General features: G+C 50.0%; 19 protein-coding genes and 1 riboswitch. Of the genes, 12 read left to right on the plus strand and 7 right to left on the minus strand.

The window, feature by feature from the left end; genetic code table 11:
• Positions 1–21 precede the first annotated feature (21 nt).
• Positions 22–121, minus strand: a riboswitch (purine riboswitch).
• Positions 122–215: 94 nt separating this feature from the next.
• The gene (locus AC58UW_RS18890) at positions 216–2,333 is read right to left on the minus strand and encodes a multicopper oxidase family protein (protein WP_497422158.1); all 2,118 of its coding nucleotides are present in this window, start codon (positions 2,331–2,333) and stop codon (positions 216–218) included.
• 341 nt (positions 2,334–2,674) lie between these two features.
• Here AC58UW_RS18890 and AC58UW_RS18895 point away from each other — a divergent pair, with 341 nt between their 5' ends.
• The 3 genes from AC58UW_RS18895 (at position 2,675) to AC58UW_RS18905 (ending at position 4,713) form a co-directional block, all read left to right on the plus strand.
• Positions 2,675–2,875, plus strand: coding sequence for a cold-shock protein (locus AC58UW_RS18895; RefSeq protein ID WP_127453854.1), 201 nt, complete (start codon positions 2,675–2,677; stop codon positions 2,873–2,875).
• 93 nt (positions 2,876–2,968) lie between these two features.
• Positions 2,969–3,196, plus strand: coding sequence for a cold-shock protein (locus tag AC58UW_RS18900; RefSeq protein ID WP_145665171.1), 228 nt, complete (start codon positions 2,969–2,971; stop codon positions 3,194–3,196).
• Positions 3,197–3,300: 104 nt separating this feature from the next.
• Positions 3,301–4,713, plus strand: a complete 1,413-nt coding sequence (locus AC58UW_RS18905; RefSeq protein WP_497422159.1) for a M23 family metallopeptidase — start codon at positions 3,301–3,303, stop codon at positions 4,711–4,713.
• Positions 4,714–4,777: 64 nt separating this feature from the next.
• On the opposite strand, the gene AC58UW_RS18910 is transcribed toward AC58UW_RS18905, so the two are convergent.
• Positions 4,778–5,773: an ion channel gene (locus AC58UW_RS18910; protein ID WP_497422160.1), complete on the minus strand. Its 996-nt coding sequence runs from the start codon at positions 5,771–5,773 to the stop codon at positions 4,778–4,780.
• A 124-nt stretch (positions 5,774–5,897) separates the two neighbouring features.
• Here AC58UW_RS18910 and AC58UW_RS18915 point away from each other — a divergent pair, with 124 nt between their 5' ends.
• Positions 5,898–8,213 (plus strand): ATP-dependent DNA helicase, encoded by a 2,316-nt coding sequence (locus AC58UW_RS18915; protein WP_497422161.1) that lies wholly within the window; start codon positions 5,898–5,900, stop codon positions 8,211–8,213.
• Between the two features lie 315 nt (positions 8,214–8,528).
• Here AC58UW_RS18915 and AC58UW_RS18920 read toward each other — a convergent pair whose 3' ends face one another.
• On the minus strand, positions 8,529–9,692 hold the full coding sequence (locus tag AC58UW_RS18920; protein ID WP_497422162.1) for an iron-containing alcohol dehydrogenase: 1,164 nt from the start codon (positions 9,690–9,692) through the stop codon (positions 8,529–8,531).
• Positions 9,693–9,957: 265 nt separating this feature from the next.
• Here AC58UW_RS18920 and AC58UW_RS18925 point away from each other — a divergent pair, with 265 nt between their 5' ends.
• Both AC58UW_RS18925 and AC58UW_RS18930 read left to right on the plus strand, forming a co-directional pair.
• Positions 9,958–10,353, plus strand: coding sequence for a VOC family protein (locus tag AC58UW_RS18925; protein ID WP_497422163.1), 396 nt, complete (start codon positions 9,958–9,960; stop codon positions 10,351–10,353).
• A 154-nt stretch (positions 10,354–10,507) separates the two neighbouring features.
• On the plus strand, positions 10,508–12,334 hold the full coding sequence (locus AC58UW_RS18930) for an ABC transporter ATP-binding protein (RefSeq protein ID WP_497422164.1): 1,827 nt from the start codon (positions 10,508–10,510) through the stop codon (positions 12,332–12,334).
• Positions 12,335–12,385: 51 nt separating this feature from the next.
• Here the strand turns inward: AC58UW_RS18930 and AC58UW_RS18935 are convergent, their stop codons facing one another.
• The gene (locus AC58UW_RS18935; protein WP_497422165.1) at positions 12,386–13,021 is read right to left on the minus strand and encodes an FMN-binding negative transcriptional regulator; all 636 of its coding nucleotides are present in this window, start codon (positions 13,019–13,021) and stop codon (positions 12,386–12,388) included.
• A 229-nt stretch (positions 13,022–13,250) separates the two neighbouring features.
• Here AC58UW_RS18935 and AC58UW_RS18940 point away from each other — a divergent pair, with 229 nt between their 5' ends.
• From AC58UW_RS18940 to AC58UW_RS18955, 4 genes are all read left to right on the plus strand, one after another.
• Entirely contained in the window at positions 13,251–14,237 is a 987-nt protein-coding gene (locus AC58UW_RS18940; protein WP_497422166.1) for a Gfo/Idh/MocA family protein, read from the plus strand.
• A 192-nt stretch (positions 14,238–14,429) separates the two neighbouring features.
• Positions 14,430–15,479: an ABC transporter substrate-binding protein gene (locus tag AC58UW_RS18945; protein WP_161407010.1), complete on the plus strand. Its 1,050-nt coding sequence runs from the start codon at positions 14,430–14,432 to the stop codon at positions 15,477–15,479.
• Positions 15,480–15,592: 113 nt separating this feature from the next.
• Positions 15,593–16,507, plus strand: a complete 915-nt coding sequence (locus AC58UW_RS18950; RefSeq protein ID WP_497422167.1) for an ABC transporter permease — start codon at positions 15,593–15,595, stop codon at positions 16,505–16,507.
• Positions 16,507–17,301, plus strand: a complete 795-nt coding sequence (locus tag AC58UW_RS18955) for an ABC transporter ATP-binding protein (RefSeq protein WP_497422168.1) — start codon at positions 16,507–16,509, stop codon at positions 17,299–17,301. The genes AC58UW_RS18950 and AC58UW_RS18955 overlap by 1 nt, the downstream gene beginning before the upstream one ends.
• A 740-nt stretch (positions 17,302–18,041) precedes the next feature.
• Here the strand turns inward: AC58UW_RS18955 and AC58UW_RS18960 are convergent.
• Complete coding sequence (locus AC58UW_RS18960; protein ID WP_497422169.1) at positions 18,042–18,362, minus strand: hypothetical protein; 321 nt, start codon at positions 18,360–18,362, stop codon at positions 18,042–18,044.
• Positions 18,363–18,481: 119 nt separating this feature from the next.
• Positions 18,482–19,921: a DHA2 family efflux MFS transporter permease subunit gene (locus tag AC58UW_RS18965; RefSeq protein ID WP_497422199.1), complete on the minus strand. Its 1,440-nt coding sequence runs from the start codon at positions 19,919–19,921 to the stop codon at positions 18,482–18,484.
• A gap of 155 nt (positions 19,922–20,076) precedes the next feature.
• Between AC58UW_RS18965 and AC58UW_RS18970 the strand changes: the two genes are divergently transcribed.
• Positions 20,077–20,616: a PadR family transcriptional regulator gene (locus AC58UW_RS18970; protein WP_497422170.1), complete on the plus strand. Its 540-nt coding sequence runs from the start codon at positions 20,077–20,079 to the stop codon at positions 20,614–20,616.
• A gap of 106 nt (positions 20,617–20,722) precedes the next feature.
• Complete coding sequence (locus AC58UW_RS18975) at positions 20,723–21,361, plus strand: DUF2306 domain-containing protein (RefSeq protein ID WP_497422171.1); 639 nt, start codon at positions 20,723–20,725, stop codon at positions 21,359–21,361.
• Positions 21,362–21,407: 46 nt separating this feature from the next.
• On the opposite strand, the gene AC58UW_RS18980 is transcribed toward AC58UW_RS18975, so the two are convergent.
• Entirely contained in the window at positions 21,408–21,911 is a 504-nt protein-coding gene (locus tag AC58UW_RS18980) for a hypothetical protein (RefSeq protein ID WP_497422172.1), read from the minus strand.
• Between the last annotated feature and the right edge of the window lie 54 nt (positions 21,912–21,965).

Here is a 21,965-nt window from a genome sequence, read left to right on the forward strand (position 1 = left end):
AAAACTAGCCGCGAAAAATATGCAAATGCGCACATTCTTCGTAGCTAGAAATTTACGGTTTCTAAGTAGAGACCCTTAATCCGATTATTAAGGTTATACGAAAGAGATTATTCAGTTCGTGTTGTTCCTGCTTTCCTATAGCGTAAACTCATGCCGGCTAATTGTCAACGGAATGTTATGAATACTAACACAAACCCTACATCCCCTCCCTCTTTTTACTCGGGATGATTTGGCGTTCCGCTGCCCACGGAATAAGGGGTTGTCACGCCTTCGTACATCAGATGCATCGACATGCCTGCGGCGGCATGCACGAGATTATGGCAATGATCCATCCATAACCCTGGATTATTGGCTTCAAAGGCGACTTCATACGTTTCTCCCGGCAGCACGTTCAGCGTATCTGACCACCAAGGGCTGCCTGTTGAAGGCTTGCCATTGCGCGATAGGACGAGCATGTGATGTCCATGCAAATGCATGGGATGATCGACATTCCCGCGGTTCATGAAGGTCGTTTTGACGATATCCCCTTCTTTCACCATAAACATCGGCGCATTCGGGAATACTTCGCCATTCAATGTGTAGAGGAAATCAAAGTTACGGTTAAAAATACCGAGCTTGTTATCCAGAATTAAGGTAAATTCTCTGTCGAAGCGGCTATTCGCATCAAAAGCGGTTGCCGCAGGGCTGCCATAAGAAAGAGGATCGAAAGCCACGGTAGGCGGAGTCTCAGGGATGTTTCCGCTGCCATCGGAGGACATGAGAATGCCTCCATTCCGATTCCCTCCTACATTTAAATAGACTGGACGCTCAGGCATGATGAACGTGATATCATACCGGCCGCCTGTAGGCACAATTACGCGGGTATTGGTTAACACATCCGGCTTATTCAGTTCTGTTCCATCTATGGCCGCTACCTCAAAGTGTGTGCCAACGAGCGTGTAGTTCTGATTCACCCAATCGTCTGTGTTAATCAGCCGCATTCGGACAGGCGTTCCTGGAGCGATCGCCATGCGTTCGAGTTGATCCGAGGCGCCAATCGCAATCGAAGCGCCTTTCCAGAGATGCGTCATCACGGTAATATCTTTGACTGGCTGCAAAGGTTCCGTTTTCGGCTCCACGATTAACGCTCCGAAGAGTCCCATGCTGACGGCTTCGCGGGAGTCTTGATGGGAGTGATACCAGAAGGTGCCGACCTGTTCGGCGCGGAAGCGGTACGTATACGTTTCGCCCGGCATGACAGCATTTTGCGTGGCGCCGGCAACGCCATCTTCGGCATTCGGCACATCCAGACCATGCCAGTGTGCAGTAACGCCTTGCTCAATATCTTGATTAAGGAGCGTAACCTCGATCAACTCTCCCTCTTTCATGCGGAGTTCCGGTCCCGGGATTTGCCCATTGTAGGTCCAGGCATCGACGGTTTTGCCAGAGCTGAGCGTGATCGTTTTTTTCTGAGCATTTAGTGTAAAACGACGATCCGGCGTCCCCTCGCGCGGGCCAGTCAGGTCGGCGACAGAGATCATTTTGCCCGAATTGCTGTTCATTGCGGCCATTCCGCTCTGGTGATTATGCAGACTCATGTCGGCTGGCCTCACACCGCCGTAATCATGCGTCCCGCTTGCCATATCGATTTCCGCAGGCAGCTCACTTTTATCCATGGCATAGTTAAAGAGATAATAACCAGATGTTCCCAGCACGGCGAGTACACTGAGCATAACCAAGCTGCGTTTCCAAAAGGCAGGGGCTGTATAAGTTTCCATTTTACGAACCCCCCCATAACGTATCTGGTGCCTCCACCAAAGTCCTGCCGTTGCCAGCACGAAGACAGCCAGCGGTATAGAAATATCAAGCCATTGGAACGGCACAGGCGGCACTAGCGCGAAATAAAAGGAAGTTAATGCGGCGAGTGCAGTCATTTGAAAAGGAATGATGAGGCCTGGAGCGGCTGCTCTCATGTGTGCTGTCGAATCAACAGGCGCTGCCTGCCCGGGCTCACCTAAAGCTTGCTTCGTGATTGCACGAAGCTTGAGCAGTTTAGGCACGGCTACGAACCAGATGGTTAGAAGCGGCAGAAGGATCAGCGGTGCTTGGATCAGCGCGTGATCGATCCAAAAGGTAGTGAGCAGTGTCTGCTGCATCCAGACGATAGCTCCAAGAATCGCGGCAGTTGGGATGATTGGGAACCATGCCCAGAACAGCAGCTTGCGCGTTTTGAGGTGCATGCGTTCAATTGTGCGGCTATAGAGCAGTCGAGAAGCTTTAACGCTCCCGATCCAAGTGAATATCACGAATAGCAACGAGGCTAACAATATGGTTCCAATGCTTATGCTGTACAAAATGATGACCCTCCTAAGTGTTTACGATACCTCCAGTATAGAGTCCCTTCTTTAAGCGGCAAACGGTCCAGGGACCAAGTGCTTACCTAGACTAAAGTTGGGGGAGCTCTCCTCCTTTGTTCGTTTGGAAGGTCAGGGTAAGCGGTTACATTAGCATGTAAGATTTGGAAATAGTTTGCGTTTTCAAATTTGATGTGTTATGATAAATCCAATCGACAAAAAGAACCTGAATTCACATATTGTAAAGGGTTTTCATTTTTGTTAGTGAACCTTTTGCAATGTGTGAATTTTTTCTCTTTGAAGAATAAAAAACATGTTAATAATTTTTGGAGGTATTTCTCATGGCTACTGGTACAGTAAAATGGTTTAACGCAGAAAAAGGTTTCGGTTTTATCGAAGTTGAAGGCGGCAACGATGTATTCGTTCACTTCTCCGCAATCCAAGGCGAAGGCTTCAAAACTTTGGATGAAGGCCAACAAGTTGAGTTCAGCGTTGTTCAAGGCAACCGCGGACCACAAGCAGAAAACGTTGTAAAACTGTAATATAATTTAAAAGACTGCCTTTACTTTGTAATGGCAGTCTTTTTCAATTTAGCTATTGAAGTTTACTTACGTAAAACGCTGAGGAGGTTCATCATGTATTCCAGAAAAAAGTCATTTGAAGAGATGCCTCTAGAAAATGTGACGATATGGTCTTGTGAACAAGAAGGCTGTAAAGGCTGGATGCGAGATAATTTTACATTCGATCACGTTCCGACTTGCCACTTGTGTCAGTCCACCATGGTTCGAAGCGTCAAGTTACTTCCTTTAGTTAATAACACAAGCAGTGATCAGAAAGCGCTCAAAAAAGGCGTTCAAATTTAATATAATAGAAACCCGGAGACCGTGCTGTCTTCGGGTTTTTTATGTTATTATGGACACGTATTGGAAGAAAATAGCCCATCGCCAGCGAGGGAGGAATAGATGCTGTGAAATCAAAAAAACGCCGGCAATGGCCGCTATTGGTAGGCGCTTGTGTGCTCGCGGCCTGTGTCGTCATCGTAGTAGGCAAATCGCCATTTGGCCCCATCTCTTCCTGGAATGCTGCCGTGAAGGAAATTCCCGCCGCAGCAACACCGGTGCCGACGCCTCCGCCTAGAGAGGCTCTGGAGTTCCGCATGGTCGATCTAGACCATGGCTGGGTGAAATACGCCGATGGAACAGTAGCGACTGAAGATGGCGGCGGCTTGTGGCTGCCCGCAGCGGGAGATGCGGCTGCTGCGGAAACAGCGGTCGATGGTTCGCTAGCTGAGCTTTTAAGCTTAGAAGAAGCTGGGGCAACAAGCTCAGTTGGTTCTAGCCCTAGCCCGCTGACGGTTACGTTAGGCGCGGCTGCATTTCCGGTGAAGCAGACGCAGTTCCTGACGCCGCGTATTGGTTGGGCGCTGCCCGCCAGCAGCAAGGATACGAAGAATCCGCTGCTAATAACCGCTGACGGCGGGCAGACTTGGGTGGATGGCATGACCGCGGAGGTCAAAGAGGCCATCCTCAAGGAGAAGAGCCACTTGCAGCAGCTGGCCAAGGAGAAAGCGCTTTACGCAACGCAGGAAGCAGCGAAAGGGATCATGAGCGCCAAGTGGAAGCTCGTGCCTGAGAGCGCGGCACCTGGAGATGCGGTGCTTGTTCGTCACGATGAGCCAGGGACGATCACCTGGCTGAACAAAACCTACACGCTCCAGCCATACGGAGCGGGATATTTCACTTATTTGCCGATTTCGATGAGTGCGAAACCCGGCAAATACCCGATCGGCGACCAGACGCTCACCGTCGTGCCGAAGAAGTTCGAGACGCAGTATCTCAAAGTCACGTCTGAGATGGAGAGCATGAAGCAGGATACGGCGCGCATCAATGCCGATCAGAAGAAAATCGATCTGGCGCGAAGCAAGTCCGAGCCAGAGTTTCTGTTCAGCGGGCCATTCGTGAAGCCCATTGAGGGGATTTTGACAACGCCATATGGCTATACCCGTTACGTTAACGGGAAGTACGATAGCGCACATATGGCCGTTGACTTGGCCGCGAAGGAGGGCACCCCGATCAAAGCGACCAATGACGGGATCGTGGCGCTGGCCGAGAGCCTGTATTTGACCGGCAATTCCATCTATCTCGATCATGGGATGGGGCTTTTTTCGCAGTACGCGCATCTCTCCGAACTGCGGGTGAAAACAGGCGATCGGGTGAAACAAGGCGACATCATTGGGCTTGTCGGCACGACCGGCTTCTCGACAGGGCCGCATTTGCACTTTACATTTTGGGCGCATAATGTACAGGTCAATCCGGATTTATTTTGGAATACGACACCGTTTCGTTGGGTTCAGCCGGTTCAGGCTAAGCCTAAGGGGTGAACATAAGGATAAATAAAGGACACCATTCTTCTCGCAACGCGGAGAGGTCGGTGTCCTATTTGTGCTATTTTAGCTTAGAAAGGCGTTCGTATGTTTCCGAATCACAGATGACGAAGAGCTGCGCATCCTCGGGAATGAGCTGGTCTAACTTCTGGTTAATATTCAGTTGATCGCGGTCGGAGATCAGGGTCGCCCCCTCAAGGAGCAGCTGCTCAAACGCGTCGCGGTACGTGCGCCAAGAGCTCTTTTTACCAAGCACCTGAAGGTTGCTGCTGGACTGTCTGGTCAAGAGCTGCGACACAATCCGTGACGATCCCGGTGAAAAAGCCGAACGAACGGCAAGCTGCGAAATGGTCTCGGAGCCGAGGATAAATTCATTCACGTTAACATGCTGGAAGTTTTGCATATTTTCGCTGTTTTTGATCTCGACGATGGAGTGGACATTGCGGTAATTGCGCTCGATGGTGGTGGCGACCAGCAGCGTTTTGCCATCGACAAAGGAGGGGTCGCGCAGCATCGCCTGGTCCTCTGTGATTTCATTGGCGAAGATGAAGACGGAGCGGGCTCTTTCCATATTCGCCATTTCCAAAGTTTCCATATGTGTAGGATTGCCTCTAATATAATGGACCCTATTATGTACGATCGGTGTTTTCTCGAGGGTATCGATCAGCACAACCTCTGTTGATGTGTCGGTGTTCAAAATTTCTTGGATCGCCAGCTCGGCGTTTTTGCTCCAATCAATGATCACGAAATGCTGTTCGCCTTGATATCTCAATTTGCCCTCTTCCTTTCGCTGTCTGTATACGAATAATGAATCAATGACTTTGCTGATCGTGACGGAGATGAGGCCAATTCCGAAAATATATAGAAAAATGCCTAGGCATTTGCCGGCTACGGTTTTTGGCGCATAGTCTCCATACCCCGTGGTGGTTACGGTTGTCATTACCCACCAAAGTCCGTTGAAGATGCTGCCGAAAGTTTCTTTTTCCAACATATAAGCGCTGATGGCTGATAGAAGGATAAAAAGAAAGGCTAGACTATAGATGAACTTATTATTCATTCGCAACAGTTTAAGGAAGATCTTACTGAAATAGAACATGGGGGCTCCTTTCCTGAAAAAGTAGATATTTGGTCTGTCAGCATGCTACAATAAAGAACAAATGTTCTAGAACGGAGAAGGACGAATGGCTGAAACGATCAACATTTCCGTGCGCTCTCTGGTCGAATACGTGTTTCGCAGGGGGAGTATTGAGTCCGGCTTCCGGACAAGCGCTGCGCTGGTTGAAGGCACGAAGGCACATCAAAAACTGCAGAAACAATACGGCGAATCAGATCAGCATGAAGTGTATGTTTCCGCTGAGATTGCCTGCCAGGAGCTCCTTTTCGTCATTGACGGGCGGTGCGACGGTCTTCTTCAAGATGTGGACGGTGGCCCCTTGACGGTGGATGAGATCAAATCTACCTCCTCGGACATTGGCGAGATCGAAGAGGATTCGTATCCCGTGCATTGGGCGCAAGCGATGTGCTATGCCTATATGGTAGCCAAAGATCGCGAGCTTCATCATATGCGCATACAACTTACTTATATGCAGGTGGAGACGGAAGATACGCGCCGATTCGTGAAGGAAGCTTCGTTCAGCGAGCTGGAGCAGTTCGTGCATGATGTGGTGCAGCGGTATTACCCCTATGCACAGGCGATTTATGAGCATGAGCAGCGGAGGAATCGCAGCATCAAAGAGCTGGCATTCCCGTTTCCAGCGTATCGTGAGGGACAGCGCAAGCTGGCTGGAGCGGTCTACAAAACGATCAGCGAAGGACGCAAGCTGTTCGCCAAAGCGCCGACGGGCATCGGGAAGACGATGTCGACCTTATTTCCGTCGGTGAAAGCGATTGGAGAAGGGCTGCTGCAGCGGATTTTTTATTTGACGGCGAAGACAATCACGCGCACAGCCGCAGAGGAAGCGTATGGACTGCTTCAGGCACAAGGACTTCAGCTCCATGTCGTGACCATCACGGCGAAGGAGAAGGTGTGTTTGAAGGACGAAGTCCGCTGCACCAAGGAGCACTGCGAATTCGCGGATGGTTATTACGACCGCATTAACGGCGCAGTGCTCGATCTTCTTGGATCGGAGACGATCATGACGCGCACGGTGATTGAATCGTATGCACGGAAGCATCGCGTCTGTCCGTTTGAGTTTTCACTGGATGTCGCGTATGCGGCAGACGCGGTCATTTGCGATTACAACTATATATTTGACCCTCGCGTCAATTTAAAAAGGCTGTTCGAGGAACAGAGGCGGCACACGACTTTGCTCGTAGACGAAGCGCACAATTTGATTGACCGTGCGCGGGAGATGTACAGCAGCACTTTGGCTAAATCCGGCTTTCTTGCGCTGCAGCGGGAGTTTAAAGGCGTTCGCGCTGATTTGCACGATGCAGCCAAGGCCATCAATCAATATTTCATTACGCTGCGCAAAAGAATCGGAGACCGCCCGATGCTGGTGGAACCGGAGCTGCCGGATGCGCTCTTGGCACTGCTCGATGTTTTCCTTGCCGGCGCTGAAAAGGAACTGGCTGCAAGCGGCGGGAGCCCCGCGAGCCCGCTGCTGCTCGAGACTTACTTCGAAGCTCACAATTTCGTTCGTATTGCTAAGCTGTACGATGAACGCTATATGACGTTGTTCACGTCGGATCGCAACGAAGTCAGCGTGAAGCTCTTCTGCCTGGACCCCTCTCATCTGCTTCGGCAGATGGGGAAAGGCTATCGCTCGCATGTGTTCTTCTCGGCGACGCTTTCACCGCTATCCTTCTTCATGGACACACTGGGGGCGGGCGAGGAGGACTACTCCGTGAGCGTGCCTTCGCCTTTCGCCAAGGAACAGCTGGAGGTTTTCGTCCAGCCGCTGTCGACCCGCTACCAGGATCGCGAGCGAAGCCGGGAGGCGATTGCCCGCTCGATTCATCACATGGTGACCAGTCGTTCAGGCAACCATTTGGTGTTCTTCCCTTCGTATGCGTACATGAGCAGTGTGTATGAAGCTTTTACGGATCTTGTTGGTGAGCAGGGAGAGAATAGCCAACTGCGCGTGCTAGTTCAGACGGTCCAGATGCCAGAAGAGGTGCGGGAGCAGTACTTGGCCGAGTTCCAGGCGGGCCGTGACGGGACGCTAGTTGGTTTCGCCGTGATGGGCGGTATCTTCTCGGAAGGCATCGATTTGGTCGGCGAGCGGCTGACTGGCGTGGCCGTTGTTGGCGTAGGGTTGCCGCAGCTCGGGCCTGAACGCAATCTGATCAAGGCCTACCTCGAGGACACGGGCAAAAACGGCTACGAGTACGCCTATGTCTTCCCTGGCATGAACAAAGTGCAGCAGGCTGGCGGCCGGCTGATCCGCTCCGAAACGGATCGGGGCGTGCTGCTGCTGATTGACGACCGTTACCTGCAGCCGCTTTATCAGCGATTGCTGCCGGAGGAGTGGCGTGATTATACGGTACTGCGGTAGCCAATGGCGCGAAGCGCGAAGCATGAAGACTTAAGAGGCTACGCGAGGGGAACTACGGTCCCCTATTTGCTCCCAAAACCACCATATCACAGATTAGGGAGAACTATAATCCCTTATTTCCACAATTTGGGTGGAAAGTTGGTCGTGAGGGGACAAATAAGACCCTGTAGTTCCCTATCGACGCAGATAATTGCGGGTTCGGCATAAATAGCGGCCTGTAGTTCCCTTTGCTGGGAGAATGGGTGGGCCGGCGGCTTGGTCATAACAAAAAGGGCTATCCTCAAGCAGATGAATCTGCTCAAGGATAGCTCCTTGTTATAGGGACATGCGGTAAATGTTAACGACATCCTCGCGTGTCAACTTCTTGAAGTTCCCGAAATCGCCGTATACCATGGCTTTGTCGGCCATCAGCTCGATCGTGGAATCGTCGATGTCATAATCCGCGAGACGCCTTGGCGCCCCGATGGAACTAAGGAAATCGCGAAGCTCCGCGATGCCTTCTTCCGCTACCTGACGGTCCGTTTTGTCAGTGGTCGTAACGTCAAAGACGCGCTGCGCGAACTGCTTGTACCGCGCTACATTGGCATCAAGCGTGTAGGTCATCCAGTTCGGGAATAGAATCGCAAGGCCTCCGCCGTGCGGGATATCATGAACGGCTGATACCGCATGCTCTAGATTATGCGTCGCCCAATCGCCGCGAACTCCCATGCTAAGCGTTCCGTTCAGCGCCATAGTGCCGCTATACAGAATCGTTGCACGGTTCTCCAGATCCGTGAGATCCTGCAGTAAACGAGGCGCCGTATCAATCACGGTGCGTAAAATTGTTTCACAAAAACCATCTTGAAGCGGCGTGTTATTCACATGATGGAAATATTGTTCAAATACGTGTGACATGATATCGACCATACCGTATACGGTTTGATTTTCAGGCAAGGAGGTTGTGTGAGCGGGATCTAGAATTGAAAATTTCGGGAAGGAGAACGGGCTGCCCCAACCGAGCTTCTCTTTAGTCTCCCAATTCGTAATAACGGAGCCGGCGTTCATTTCCGAACCCGTTGCGGCAATCGTGAGCACGGTGCCCAGCGGCAATGCGCCAGTAGCGGACGCTTTTCGCGTAACGATATCCCAGAAGTCGCCTTCATACTTGGCGCCGACAGCTATCGCTTTGGCACAGTCGATCACGCTGCCTCCGCCTACAGCGAGGATCAAGTCGATGTTCTGAGTCCGGCACATTTCAACACCGCGGTGGACCGTTGTGAGTCTTGGGTTAGGCTCAACACCGCTCAGCTCGAAAATAGAAGCATCGATGTTCTTCAGCAGGTGAACAACTTTGGTGTAGATGCCGTTCAGTTTAATGCTTCCGCCGCCATAGACGAGCAGCACATTCTTACCGTATTTGGGTACCTCTGCAGTTAATTTCTCGAGTGTCCCCTCTCCGAAATGCAGCGTGGTTGGATTATAATAAGTAAACGTATTCATCGAATTACCTCCTCGAAATCATCTATATCAAGTCTTACCCCTATATTGTATAGAAAGAAACAGCAAAAAACAAAATTAGTGGGACGATGGCGCAGAGCCAATCCCTTAAGAAAGGCACCGTCTAACATGCTAGAAGAAGGAGTTCATAGGACGGCGGGGCTCGTGGCAGCCGCGGATACGCTGTACTATACAGCTAAGGAACAGGGCAGAGACCGCATAGTGTGGGGTTAGCTTGAAACCAACTCAATCAATAGGAGGAATGATCATGGCAACGTTAACACCGTATTTTTATAGCAGAAATGCAAGAGAGCAGTCGGATTTTTATATGAAAGCGCTTGGTGGCGAGATCGTCAGCCTGCGTACGTTCGCAGATATGCCGGGGGCCGATGAATCCATGAAGGATCGCGTGATGCATTTGGAGATGCATGCGCTTGGCTTACGGTTTTTTATGGCGGATGCAGGCATGGAATCAGTGGATAGAGGCAATGGCATGGATTTGACGTTAGATTTTAAAGGTGAAGACGAAGCAAGGCGTATTTTCGAAGCGCTGTCTCAGGGTGGAACGGTGATAATGCCCTTTGAACGCATGTTTTGGGGCACGATGTTCGGTCGACTGAAAGATCCGTTCGGCGTGATTTGGCAGATTTCAACGGAGGCATAGTGAGGATGAGCCCCTCTACGTCCATGGACCGATTCGCTCCTGTTTATATTCCGTTTAAAATACGGGTGTATGATTCTTTTAGCAAAGAGATACTGAAGAGATCATTCACATGACGGATGTACATTCATTCGATCGGGTAAAGGAGTAGAGATACATGGCTTTTACAAGGAAAGAAGCGCCTAAGAGCGCAAGCAACTGGCGGGGATTCATCCGCTTGATCATGCAGGCGAATCCGCCCAAGCTTCTTCTAAGCATAGCATTAGGATTAAGCATTATTTCAACATTGGCAGGGCTAGTCATCCCGTTATTTACGAAAAATGTGGTCGACAGCTTCTCAATCGATAACTTGAACTGGATGCAGATTAGCGGCATGGCGATCGCTTTCGTCGGCTCAGCGGTTGCTTCGGGTGTCTCGGTTTATTTATTGAATCATGCAGGACAGAGCGTTGTGGCTGGTATTCGTGAGCGGCTATGGAAAAAGCTGCTCGTGCTGCCGGTTAGCTATTACGATAACAACCAGACGGGCGATACGATTTCCCGGATGACGAATGATACATCTGTCATTAAAGGGTTAATCGCCGAGCATATGTCGGGATTCGTGACTGGTATTATTTCGATTATTGGTTCGATTGCAGTTCTCTTGTATATGGATTGGAAAATGACGCTCATTATGTTCAGCGTATTCCCGCTAGCCTTCCTCCTCCTATTTCCGCTGGGGCGGCAAATGTTCAAAATCTCCAAAGGCATGCAGGCTGAGACAGCAAGCTTCACTTCAGTGCTCAATCGTGTCCTTTCCGAGATCCGCCTGGTGAAAGCGGCCAATGCAGAGCCCGTGGAGTATCAGGAAGGCAGCTCTGGGATTCAAAGACTTTTTAAATTCGGACTGCGTGAAGGTAGGATTCAAGCCTTAATGGCGCCGCTTGTTACATTTGTTATGCTGATGCTGTTTGTTGTCCTGTTCGGTTACGGCGGTATGCGGGTAGCTTCAGGCGCGATATCAGCGGGTCAATTAGTAGCCTTCATGCTCTATTTATTCCAAATTGTCATGCCGATTACGCAAATTACACAGTTTTTTAATCAGGCGCAGAAAGCAATGGGAGCAACCGATACGATTCTCAAAGTGCTGGATTATGAAGAGGAAGACCCGCATGCAGGCGTGCCTGTTGCGAATGCTTCCCAGTCAATTCGTTTCGATCAAGTGACCTATGGTTACAAAGCCGGGGAGTCCGTCCTGAAAAATGTCAGCTTCACGATGGAAGCCGGCAAAGTGACGGCAATCGTAGGACCGAGCGGAAGCGGGAAGACGACAACGTTCTCCCTGCTCGAGAGATTCTATACGCCGCAGAGGGGCTCCGTTACTTTAGGGGCCGATCCGATTGATCAGTTCTCGCTTATTTCTTGGCGCAGCCAGATCGGTTATGTTTCACAGGAAAGTCCGCTTATTGCAGGCACGATCCGGGATAATATTTGTTATGGCTTGCAGCGTGAAGTGACGCTGGAAGAGCTGAAGCGGGCTTCGCAGATGGCTTATGCGGATACGTTTATTGAGGAGCTGCCGCACAAATATGAGACGGAAGTCGGCGAACGCGGCATCAAGCTGTCTGGCGGGCAGCGGCAGCGGATTGCGATTGCGCGAGCTTTGCTGCGCGATCCGAAGATCTTGATGCTGGACGAAGCGACATCCAGCTTAGACAGCAAGTCCGAGGTTGTGGTGCAGCAGGCGCTGCAAAACCTCATGCAGGGAAGGACGACGCTGGTCATCGCCCATCGTCTATCAACGGTGGTGGATGCCGACCAGATCATCTTCCTGGATAAAGGTGTGGTGACAGGAAGCGGCACGCATCAGGAGCTGCTGGAATCACATGAGATGTACCGCGAGTTTGCTACGCAGCAGCTCCAGCTGCAGGAGCAGCTTTCCGCGGATTCCGGTTTGGTGCCGGAGGCGGCGCTGATTCCCGCGGAGGCTCCTTCGCATAGATAACCTGCTACGTATTCGGCAAATATCAAAAAGGGTTGGACAGATGACATCTGTTCAACCCTTTTCCTTATCTACGCGGCGAAGTTCAAGGTTCTCTTTCATCAGGGCAGCGATATTCCGTTCATTCTCCCTATTTAAAGCCTCTAACCTTTGGATGACGAGCTCTTGGCGCTGAGCGGGATGGTTTTGGCTTAACTTAGCTTTGCCTTCCATACTGGTTATGTGGATTTTGAAGCCTTGAATGCCTTTGCTTAATCCGGCCAAGTAGGCGGAATCTACAGATCCTAACTCATAGGGGCTACTCGGCTCCTCATATTTTGCAATCAAACTCTGCATGGAGGTCATCACTTCCTGCTCATCGTTGATGAGCTCGGTTTGCCCATAGACATGAACAGCGACATAATTCCATGTCGGAACGGAATCGCTAGTTTCGTACCAGGAGGGGGAAATATAGCTGTGCGGCCCCTGGAAAATAACCAAGATCTCCTGCTTCTCAAGATCCCTCCATTGCGGATTGGGACGCGCGATATGTCCATACAAGCATTTATTGTTGCGATCTAGCGTAAGAGGCAAGTGGGTAGCGAAAGGGCGGTTACCATGCTGAGAAATCAGGGTGGCAAAGCCATTTTGTTCGATAATAGCGTACATAAGCTCGTCATCTTTTATTTCAAAATGGGAAGGGATGTACATGTTTGCTTCTCACCAGCCTTATTAGGTATAACGACATTATATCAATGGAGATGGTCTATACACAGTGCCAATTTTGCTGAGAAATGGTGTGCCACTAGGCGGGTTCGCTCTGTTTCAAGCTCACGGAGCGATCATAGTTCACAATACCTGGTATCTCGCAGAGGAGGAAAGGTGTAGTTGTCGAATAAGTAAAGTAGAATTCAAACGATAATCTGGAGGGGATGCGTTAATGGATAAAGTGCGGTGGGGAATTATTGGTTGTGGGGATGTAACTGAAGTGAAAAGCGGTCCAGCCCTTCAAAAGGTGGCAGGCTCTGAGCTCGTTGCTGTCATGCGGCGCAATGGCGTGTTGGCGGAAGATTACGCGAGAAGACACGGCGTGGCCAAATGGTATGATGACGCGAATGCGCTTATTCATGACCCGAATGTCAATGCCATTTATGTCGCAACGCCACCTGGTTTTCACCATGAATACACGTTGATGGCGGCTAAGGCAGGAAAGCCCGTTTATGTGGAGAAGCCAATGGCGAGGAATCACGGGGAGTGTCTGGAGATGATTGCGGCATGCGAAGAGGCAGGGGTACCGCTATTCGTTGCATATTATCGCCGAGGTTTGCCGAAGTTTGTTCAGATTAAAGAGCTGCTGGACAGCGGCGTTTTGGGGGAAATCCGGTTCGTTCATACGACTTATCTGCAATTGCTCAGAGAGAATCAGGGTCTGGATCTACCGTGGCGCTTGCAGCCTGAGCTTTCGGGAGGCGGGCTTTTCGTGGATTTGGCTAGTCATACACTAGATATTCTGGATTATTTGCTGGGGCCAATTGGCGAGGTCAAAGCCTTTGCTCGCAATCAGAGCGAACAGCTTCAAGTCGAGGATATCGTGACAACGGCTTATGCGTTTGAATCAGGCGTGATGGGGACAGGAGTTTGGAGCTTTAACAGCTACAAGCGCAGCGATGTGAACGAGATTGTCGGGAGTCTGGGCAAAGTAACGTTCTCAACATTTGGCGGGGATCTTTGCGTGGAGACGGCGGATGGTCAGGTGCAGGAATTTACGATTCCGAATCCGGCACATGTTCAGCAGCCTCTGATCGGGATGGTTGTGGATGAGCTTAGAGGAGTGGGGAAAAGTCCTAGTACAGGACGGACTGCCGCAAGGACAAATCGGGTCATGGATGAGATGCTTCGCGACTTTTATCGGCAGTATCAGCTCTAATCGCGACCCTGTATGAACAGAATAGATAAAACGATTGACGGAAACACGCGAGCCAATTAAACTATGGTAAATTAGAACTACAGCTTGGATGCCAAACAGCGCCTCCGCACTTTGCCGAGCAAAAGCGTTAAAGTGGTGAGCGGGCAATGGGTTCAAGTTAACCAAAAGGGAAAAAAGAGAGGGGTAATTAGGTTGAAAAAGAAAGCACTTGCATCACTTGTATTATCAGCAGCTCTTATGGTCGTAGCCGGTTGTGGTCAAAAGGCAGAAACAACGCCTGCAGCAGGCGGCGCATCAACAGCTCCAGCAGCAACGGCAGCTGCGGCAAAGACGTACAAAATCGCGATTTCGCAAATCGTGGAACATCCTTCTTTGGATGCAACGCGTCAGGGCTTTTTGGCAGCGCTTAAAGACGCTGGAATCGTAGAAGGCACGAACCTGAAGGTTGACTACAACAATGCGCAAGGGGATCAAACGAACAATTTATCCATCGCGCAAAAAATTGCTTCCTCCGATAGTGACCTAGTGCTAGGTATTGCAACACCATCCGCTCAAGCAGTCGTACAGCAAGTGAAAAAAGCGCCTGTTTTATTCGCGGCAGTTACGGACCCGCTTGCAGCTAAAATCGTAACGAATGTAGATAAACCGGGTGGTACAGTTTCCGGAGCATCAGATACAAACCCAATGGCGGTAGCTCAGTTAATGGATTTCGTTGCTGCTAACATGCCTAAAGTGAAAACAGTCGGCCTTGTTATCAACGAAGGTGAGCCAAACGCGGTTATTATGGCGAAAAATGCGGAGCAAGCTTTGGCAAAAAACAACATCAAGCTTGTAAAAGCGCCAGTAACGAATACATCGGAAGTGAAGCAAGCAGCACAATCCCTTGTTGGACGCGCAGACGCTTTCTTGATTACACTCGACAACACAGTTGTTAGCGGTGTAGACGGCATCATTCAAATTGCTAACGAAAAGCACATTCCGTTCTTCTCCAGTGACCGCGATACCGTGGAAAAAGGAGCATTTGCAACGGTTGGCTTCAAATACTACGATCATGGTTATCAAGTGGGTCAAATGGCTGTTGATATTTTGAAGAACGGAAAGAAACCAGCGGACATGAAAGTAACTGTTCCTGATAAGCTGGATCTGATCTTGAACCTGAAAGCAGCGAAGGCGCAAGGCGTTGAAGTGACAGATGCTATGAAAAATGCTGTAAAAGACAAAGAGAAAAACATCATTCAGTAAGGTTTTTTGGGGATACAAAAGGGGTGGACGTCACTTTCGTTCACCTCTTTTTTTCTCCCGTCTGACCTGAGGGATGGGGATTGTTTATTTTTAAACTAGGAGGTTGTTACAACATGATGGATTCCATGAACGGTGCTGTTGAGCTGGGGCTACTCTATGCCCTGATGGCACTTGGTGTCTATATCACTTTTCGGATACTCGATTTCCCTGACTTGACGGTGGACGGGAGTTTTACGACTGGCGGTGCGATTGCGGCTATTATGATTTCGCATGGTTACTCCCCAGTGCTCGCTTGTTTGGCTGCTTTTGCAGGGGGACTAGCTGCTGGGGCTTGTACGGGATTGCTTCATACGAAGGGGAAAATTAACGGGCTTTTGTCGGGGATCTTGATGATGATTGCCTTGTATTCGATTAATATGCGGATTATGGGAAGGCCGAACATTTCGCTGCTTGGTGCGGATACCATGTTCACGTCTATATCTCCGATTGCGGTAGGGTTCATTGTTGTGATTTTGTTCAAACTGCTGTTGGACGGGTTCCTGCATACCGACTTGGGGCTGTCGCTCCGTGCAACGGGCGATAATGCCCGCATGATTCGCAGCTTTGGATCAAATACAGATAATACTACGATTCTAGGCGTCAGCTTATCGAATGGATTAGTAGCGCTTTCCGGTGCGATGATCGCTCAGCAATCCGGGTTTGCCGATATCTCCATGGGAATCGGGATGATCGTTATTGGCTTGGCTTCCGTTATTATCGGGGAAGCGATTTTTGGCTCCCAGAGCGTGTTCCGCGCGACACTTGCAGCTGTTCTTGGCTCCATTGTGTACCGCATCGTTGTCGCTTTGGCGCTGCGCGTTGAGTGGCTCAATGCCTCTGACTTGAAATTGATTACAGCGATTATCGTAATCATCGCGCTTGTACTGCCATCCGTGCAGCGGTCTATCCGGCAAAAAGCAATGGCCAAACGCCGCTCTGCTGAGCTCATCGCCCGCGCCGTGCAAATGAATAAGGGAGGTGGCCGCTGATGCTTAAGCTCTCGAATGTTTCCAAGCTTTTCAACCCTGGTTCAGCCGATGAGAAAATTGCGCTGATCGGCATTAATCTAACCCTGAAGCCCGGCGACTTCGTTACGGTCATCGGCAGTAACGGCGCCGGCAAATCGACGCTGATGAACATCATCTCCGGCGTAATGACGCCAGATGCCGGCGAGGTGGCGATCAGTGGTGAGACGATTCACCACTTGCCTGAATACGAGCGCAGCCGCTGGATCGGCCGCGTCTTTCAAGATCCCATGGCGGGGACGGCTCCTCGAATGACCATCGAGGAGAATCTCGCCATGGCGTATACCCGCGGCAAGAAGCGCGGGCTTAGCTTCGGCACCAACGCGCGTAGACGCGCGTTGTTCCTGGAACAGCTGCAGCGCCTGGGCATCGGCCTGGAGGGCCGTCTGCGCGCGAAGGTGGGGCTGCTCTCCGGCGGAGAGCGCCAAGCCCTCAGCTTGCTGATGGCGACCTTCACCCAGCCGCAGATTCTGCTGCTGGATGAGCATACCGCCGCGCTTGACCCTGCGCGCGCGGAGCTGATCACACGATTGACCGAGGAAATCGTGCGGGAAATGAAGCTGACCACGCTCATGGTCACGCATAACATGGAGCAGGCGATTCGTCTGGGCAATCGCCTGATCATGATGGATAAGGGCCGCATCATCCTCGATGTGAGCGAGGAGCGGAAGAAGGACCTCACCGTGGAGCAGCTGCTCGGTGAGTTCGAGCAGATCAGCGGCAGCAAGCTGTCGGATGACCGCGTTGTGTTGGGTTAATAAGAGAAGCCTTCAGTCTAGGGATTTTTCCTTGGCTGAAGGCTTTTTTGTGTTTGCGAGATGGCGTTAGGGTGCTTGCTGATGAGGGATGGGCTACTCCAAGTGACAAAGACGCAGCAAGAGGGCTTGTTAGCGAGAATGGCGCGATAAGAGGAAGTTAAAATGAATCGGTGCTGAGCCACCGATGTGGGATGGGCTACTCCAAGTGACAAAGACGCAGCAAGTGGGCTTGTTAGAGAATGGCGTGAGAAGAGGAACTTAAACAAGTTAAAATGGAATCGGTGCTGAGCCACCGATATAGGTATTAGCTACTCCAAGTGATAAAGACGCAGCAAGGGTGCTTGTTAGCGAGAATGGTGCGAGAAGAGGAAGTTAATAAGTTAGAATGAATCGGTGCTGAGCCACCGATATAGGTATTAGCTACTCCAAGTGATAAAGACGCAGCAAGGGTGCTTGTTAGCGAGAATGGTGCGAGAAGAGGAAGTTAACAAGTTAGAATGAATCGGTGCTGAGCCACGATGTGGAATGGGCCACTCCACTAGAACAAGTTGCTCGTTTCGCAAATGCGTGCCGTCCCTTGATTGCACGTTGTACAATTAAATGCGCCTAATTATACTGCGGCAGCATGCTATGTTGCATTTGATACAACCATGTGCTATTTAAAGTTGGCTATGCGGCCCATTTTGGTGAAATTGTTGTATTTTGTACAATGAAGGGTGGCTCCAGCTCATAAAAAGTTATCAAATCGTTGTATAAAGTACAACGTAGCCCCACATCCAAGAACTGAGAAAGCCGAAAAGGCTGTCTCGCGAAGAAATCTCGCGACTCCACCCACATCCAAGAACTGAGAAAGCCGAAAAGGCCGTCTCAGCACCAGAAACGAGCCAGATGGCAGCTGAGAAAGCCGAAAAGGCTGTTTCGCGAAGAAATCCCGCGACTCCACCCACATCCAAGAACTGAGAAAGCCGAAAAGGCCGTCTCAGCACCAGAAACGAGCCAGATGGCAGCTGAGAAAGCCTAAAAGGCTGTCTCGCGAAGAAATCCCGCGACTCCACCCACATCCAAGAACTGAGAAAGCCGAAAAGGCCGTCTCAGCACCAGAAGCAACCCAGATGGCAGCTAAATAAGAAAAATCCCTACCCCACTGTTCTGATACACAGCAAGAGTAGGGAATTTTTAATTATTTAGCAGTTCCAGGCTTGATTACCGCAGCAGCAATCGCAGCAGGAGATTCCTTCTCGATCGGACGTTTGCCGACGAACAAGCAGAGTGGCAGTGCAACTAGCACGATGAACGTAGCAAGTAGATACACGTCGTTCACACTCATTGTAAAGGCATGCATGCCGATAACGCCTTTATCTGTGATTCCGCTGACAGCGAGATCCTTAGAATGAGTCGCGGTTTGGGACGCCAGAACGGAAGTGAAAAGAGCGATAGCGAAAGAACCAAAAACGTTACGCACCCAGTTGCTCATAGATGTTGCATGACCGGACAGCGTGCGCGGAATTTGCTCCATACCGGCGTTGCTTGCTGGCATCGTTGCAAAGGCGATCCCCACGTTACGTACGATCATCCAGAAAACGATATAGCCGCGGGAAACGTCGACACTTAACCAGCTAAGTGTTAGTGTCCCTATTGCAATCAAGGAAATACCGGCAAACAGCAGGATGCGTGGACCCAGAATGCTGTATAGTTTACCTACAAGCGGCATACAGAGCGCCATAGCCAGGGAAGCTGGCAGCAGGATCAAGCCAGTATCGAGCGGCGTTACATGCTGAATGTTTTGCAGGAAAATTGGTGTCAAGAAAGTTCCCGAGTACAAGCTGATGGTAACAATACTAGAAATGATAAGCGTCAAAGAGTAACGCGCATTAGCCAAGACGCGAACATTCAGCAAAGGAGAATCTGCTTTCAGCTCCCTCCAGATGAAGAGACCAAGCATAATGATACCTCCTGCGAACAAACCGATGACACGACCCGATGTCCAGCCCCAAGAATGACCTTGCGAGAAAGCAACGAGCAAAGAGAGACTTCCAAGGACGACGGTGACCAAACCGATCGCATCGAACCTTTTTGGTACAGAAAGACGGTAGAATGGAATTAGCTTGAGAACGAGAAAAATAGCAATAAGTCCAACGGGCACATTGAGAAGGAATAACCAGTGCCAGCTCCAATTCTGCAAAAGCCAACCGCTCAAAGTCGGCCCGATAGCAGGAGCCATCATAGCGGATAAGGACCATAGGGAAATCGCAATAGGCTGCTTGTCACGAGGAATAACCTGGTACACGATCGTCATCGTTGCCGGCATAATGAGACCGCTGAAAGCCCCTTGGATAATACGGAACGCAATAAGGGAAGAAGCATCCCATGCAATCGCACATAACAATGAAAAGACGGTAAAGCCGACAAGAGCCAAAGCGTACAGACGCTTATAACTGAATCTCTCACCTAAATAACCAGTTATTGGGGCAATCGTACCGCTTGCGAGCATAAATCCTGTGATCGTCCATTGGATTTTACTCAAATCTGCATGAAAATGTTCACTCAAAATCGGTATAGCAATATTAATTGTACTCATACTCAAGATCGAAACGAAAGACCCGAAGAAGATTGCAATCATGATCGGCCAGAAACGAACCTGCTGTAAATCATCCTTACTCACTTGATACCTCCACTCTCCATTGATCTTACTCGCCGGATTCTCTATAATTTGAATGAAAATCATCATACTACCAAAGTGGATATATGTCAATTGTGACATAACAAGGAGTTCCTATGAATACCCTTTCTTATGGTTTGCTCAGCCTACTATCTAAAGATTCCCGAACGGGTTATGAGCTTATGCAGCACATTCAGCCTTTTTGGCCAGCAAAGCACAGTCAAATATACCCACTCCTTGCTCAGCTAGAGCAGAAGGGGTACGTTGAATTTGTACATGTTCTACAGTCCGATAAACCGGATAAAAAAGTATATTCGTTAACACCTATTGGATTAAAAGCACTTCAGGAGTGGATCGGGCTGCCTACAGACCCGCCGGTAACTCGTGACGAATTTGCACTGAAAGTATACTGCATTGGCCTTGTAAACAAAGATGAGGCAATGAAAATGCTGCTTGATCGAGAGAGTTATTATAAAGGGAAGAAAGAGCGCTATACAGAGAGCTTTGAGAAGGTGAAAGGACAAAGTGAGAAGCCGCTGGAGGAATTAGAGATCCATGACCCCATGTTCGGTAATTATGTCCTAATAAGGAAAGCTACGCTCAAAGTAGATGCAGACCTGCTCTGGTGCGAGTGGATGAAGTCGAAGCTGAAATAAGTCGGTTAAGCTTTAGATTTATTTAAGGATTTATTTAGAAGGCATTTAGATGAAGGAGTTACACTAACTGAGGAGTGATGATTAGATCAGTAACGGAGGCTGAATGGTGGGTAAAAAGCTGGGGATCTTCGCGATCCTTCTTATTTTGGGCGTCGCTATTGCCGCTGTGTTTCCTTATGTGACATTAAATCCAGCCAATAGCCGCGTTGAGCTGAACCAGGACTTTCCCTATTTTTATCCGGTGCTTGTTCTGCATATTGGAACTGCACTGCTTGCCCTTATTAGCGGCTTGTTTCAATTCAGCGAGCGGTTTCGGACTCGTTTCCCGGCTAGGCATTGGGCTTTAGGACGTATTTATGTCGTTAGCGTGTTAGTGAGCGGGTGCTTAGGGCTTGTCCTTACGGTGTACATCGATAATTTCACGAAATCCATGGCTTTTCTAGCATTAAGCTTCCTGTGGCTGTTTACAACCTGGAAAGGCTTCAGGTACGCTGTCTCCAAGCAATTCCCCGAACATCGCATTTGGATGATTCGCAGCTATGCCATAACCTTGGTCGCCACTTCCGCCAGATTGGTTGTGCCTCTCTGTATTCTGCTGTATACAGCTATGCGGGGATTCCATCTTCCAGAAGGCGGTATCGAGAAAATGGTTACCGACATTCTGGAAGTGAACATTTGGATCGGTCTGCTCATCAATTTCTGCGTCGTGGAATGGTGTCTGCTCAAGCCGCGGAAAGCCCGATAACGGGCTTTATTTTTTTTCCAGTCGTAATGTTTAAATGCAAAGTCCTTCAGTGACCAAGCTCTTGAATGACGGTTTGAATCTTCTGAAGGCGGATATACTCCGATTTTTCCAGCTGGGGACGGAAATAAGCGTATAGGTACGCGGCGTCATGGAAGTCCAGGCCGGGGTAGCACACGACCTCCTGAACCACCTGCGGGTTATCCATGATGACCTGCCACTCTCCAGTGCGCTCCTTCGGAGTGATGGTCGATAGGACATGCTTTTTCGCGGTCAAGGTAGCCTCAAGCTCGACCCAAACGCGTTCCCACGAGGGGCTGAATTGGACTGGCTCGGGAAATAGGCGGCCGGCTTTTGCGAGTGCCAGCTCTAGGCTAGGGATGTCCGCATCTCCAGCAGCTTTGATTGCCTCGGTTAAGCCGTCCAGCAGGCGGCGAAAGCCAGCGTAACCCTCAGAGATCACCTCTTGCTGATAAGCAGCTTCGGCTTCGGCACTTTGGAGCATGGAAAACTCGGTATACGTGTTCGTTATCATGCGGTGAGATCCCCCCAAAAGAGATACTTTCTTCAAAATGTATCACAAATTTTTTGCCAAAAAAAGCCCTTA

The organism is Paenibacillus sp. J22R160, assembly GCF_059692135.1.